Source organism: Sphingomonas bacterium, assembly GCF_028289855.1.
Lineage (GTDB): Bacteria > Pseudomonadota > Alphaproteobacteria > Sphingomonadales > Sphingomonadaceae > Sphingomonas.
Genome location: NZ_JAQGKZ010000023.1, coordinates 1 through 2,850, shown reverse-complemented (window position 1 = coordinate 2,850; position 2,850 = coordinate 1). Strand labels below are relative to the sequence as shown.

Annotated in this window: 2 protein-coding genes; one reads left to right on the top strand and one right to left on the bottom strand. The window is 67.4% G+C overall.

Annotated elements, in window-relative coordinates; genetic code table 11:
• Positions 1–1,585 (bottom strand): prolyl oligopeptidase family serine peptidase (locus tag JWM94_RS01675; protein WP_299420461.1); only part of this gene is annotated, 1,585 nt, incomplete at its 3' end.
• A gap of 123 nt (positions 1,586–1,708) precedes the next feature.
• Between JWM94_RS01675 and JWM94_RS01670 the strand changes: the two genes are divergently transcribed.
• Positions 1,709–2,850 (top strand): MFS transporter (locus JWM94_RS01670; protein ID WP_299420458.1); only part of this gene is annotated, 1,142 nt, incomplete at its 3' end.

Here is a 2,850-nt window from a genome sequence, read left to right as displayed (position 1 = left end):
CCTCGGCGGTCCAGCCATCGGCGACGAGCGCCTTCGCGACGTCGACGAAGTCGTTGAAGGTGTTCTCGCGCTTTTCGAGCTTGCCGTCGTGATACCATTGCTGCCCGAGATCGTCGCCGCCGCGGATATGCGCGATGGCATAGGCGAAGCCGCGGTCGAGCAGCGAAAGCCGCCCGGTCGAAAAGCTTGGCGGGATCGCATAGCCGTACGCGCCGTACGCGTAGAGGAAGAGCGGGCGGCTTCCGTCCTTCGGGAAGTCCTTGGGATAGACGATCGACACTGGCACCTCGGTGCCGTCTCTCGCGCGTATCTTGAGCCGCTCGGTATCGTACTTCGCGGCATCATAGCCCGACGGGATTTCCTGCACCTTGAGCGTGGTCATCTCGCCGCTCGCGACGTCGTAGTCATACACCGTCCCGGGCGTGACCATCGACTCATAGCCGAGCCGGATCACCGGCATGTCATATTCGGGATTGTCACCCAGCCCCGCGGCATAGCTCGCTTCGGGGAACACGATCCGCTGCGGCGCGATGGTGGGGTCGTAGCGGTGGATCGCGATCTGATCCAAGCCATCCTCGCGCCCCTCGACCACGAAATAGTCGCGGTAGCATTCGATCCCGGTCATGTAGAAATGCGTGCTCGGCGCGATCAGCTCGGTCCACTCGCCCGGCGCCGCGATCGGCGCGGCGCACAGCCGCCACATCGGGTCGGTGTCGTTGGTGTGGATGTAGAGCGTGTCCCCGTGCGTCTCGACATCGTATTCGCGGCCCGTCTTGCGCGGCGCCACGCAGAGCATCGGCGCGGTCGGATCGGCGGCGGGGAGCAGATAGACTTCGCTCGTATTGTGGTCGCCGGTCGCGATGACAATCCACTGCCGGTCGCTCGTTTCGGATACGCCGACGCGGAAGCCCTCGTCCGCCTCGTGGAACAGTTCGACATCGTCCTTCGGGTCGGTGCCCAGCCGGTGCAGCCGGGCGTTGTCGGTCCGCCATTGTTCGTTGGCGAGGCCGTAGAGAAACGCGCTGTCGTCGGCGGCCCAGACGATTTCGGACAGCATACCGGGGATCGTGTCGGGGAGGTGCTCGCCGGTCGCGAGGTCCTTGACCCGGATCGTGAAGCGCTCCGCCCCGCTGTCGTCGATCGCGTATGCCAGCAGCTTGCCGTCGTTCGAGACCGAGAACGCGCCGAGCCGGAAATATTCCTTGCCCTCGGCCAGCGCCGGCTCGTCGAGCAACAGCTCGTCGGGGCCGCCCGCGACGGGCTTGCGCCACCATTTACGGTACTGCCCGCCGGTCTCGAACGCGGTCCAGTAGAGCCAGTCGCCATCCTTTTGCGGCACCGACGAATCGTCCTCCTTGATCCGCGCTTTCATCTCTTCGTAGAGCCGGTCGGTCAGCGGCTTGTGCGGCGCCATGACGGCTTCGAAATAGCCGTTTTCCGCCTCGAGATAGGCGAGCACGTCCGTGTCGGTGACATTCGGGTAATGCGGGTCCTTGAGCCACGCCCAGGGATCCGAGATGGTGACGCCGTGCGCGGTGAATTCGTGCGGGCGTGTCGTGGCGATAGGGGGCTTCGGATTGGTCATGGCGATCCCCTAGCCTTCTCGTCATCCCCGCGAAAGCGGGGACCCATCTCCTGACCGTGCCACTTGGTGAAACCGTAGAAGCTGGGTTCCCGCTTTCGCGGGAATGACGGTAGAGGGATGGTCATGCCTGGCCCCCATCACCCGCGCCTCACCCTGCTCGCGACGATCCTCGCCTCCAGCCTCGCGTTCATCGACGGGTCGGTGGTCAATGTCGCGCTCCCCGCGATCGGGCACGACCTGCACGCCAGTGCGGCGGATTTGCAATGGACGATCAACGCCTATCTGCTCCCGCTGTCGGCGCTGCTGCTGCTCGGCGGTGCGGCGGGGGATCATTTCGGGCGGCGGCGGATGCTGGTCGGCGGGATCGTCTTGTTCGCCGCGGCGTCGCTCGCCTGCGCGCTGGCGCCGGGGCGCGGCTTCCTGCTCGGCGCGCGCGTCGTGCAGGGAATCGGGGCGGCGATGCTGATGCCCAACAGCCTCTCGATCCTGAGTCACGCTTTCTCGGGCGAGGAAAAGGGCCGCGCGGTCGGCACCTGGGCGGCGGTCGGCGCGATCGCGAGCGCGTTCGGGCCGCCGCTTGGCGGGTGGCTGGTCGACGCGGTCGGGTGGCGCGCGATCTTCTTCATCAACCTGCCGGTCGCCGCGCTGGCGATCGGCTTCGCGCTGAAGGGTGTCGAGGAGAGCGGCGACGGCAAGCAGCCGCTCGACTGGCCCGGCGCGGCGCTGGCGACGGTCGCGCTTGGCGCGCTGACCTGGGCGCTGACCTTGTGGTCGAGCAAGCGCGTGATGACCGAAGCGTCGTGGATCGCGCTCGGCGCGGGGCTCGTGACGCTCGCGCTGTTCGTGGCTGTAGAGCATCGCCGCCGTGACCGCGCGATGATGCCGCTCGCGCTGTTCGGGACGAAGGCGTTCGTCGGGCTGACCGCCTACACCTTCCTGCTCTACGGCGCGCTCGGCGGGCTGATCGTGCTGTTGCCGTTCGTGCTGATTACCGGCGGCGGTTATTCGCCGGTGCAGGCGGGGCTCGCGCTGTTGCCCTTTTCGTTCGGGATCGGGCTAGGGTCGCGCGCGATGGGGCGGCTGACCGAGCGGATCGGGCCGCGCTGGCCGCTGACGATCGGGCCGCTGGTGGTCGCGATCGGCTTCGCGCTGATGCTGCGGGTCGAGCCGCAGGCGAGTTACTGGACCAGCGTGCTGCCCGCGATCGCGGCGATCGCGCTCGGCATGGCGATGGCGGTCGCGCCGCTGACCACCGCGGTGCTGTC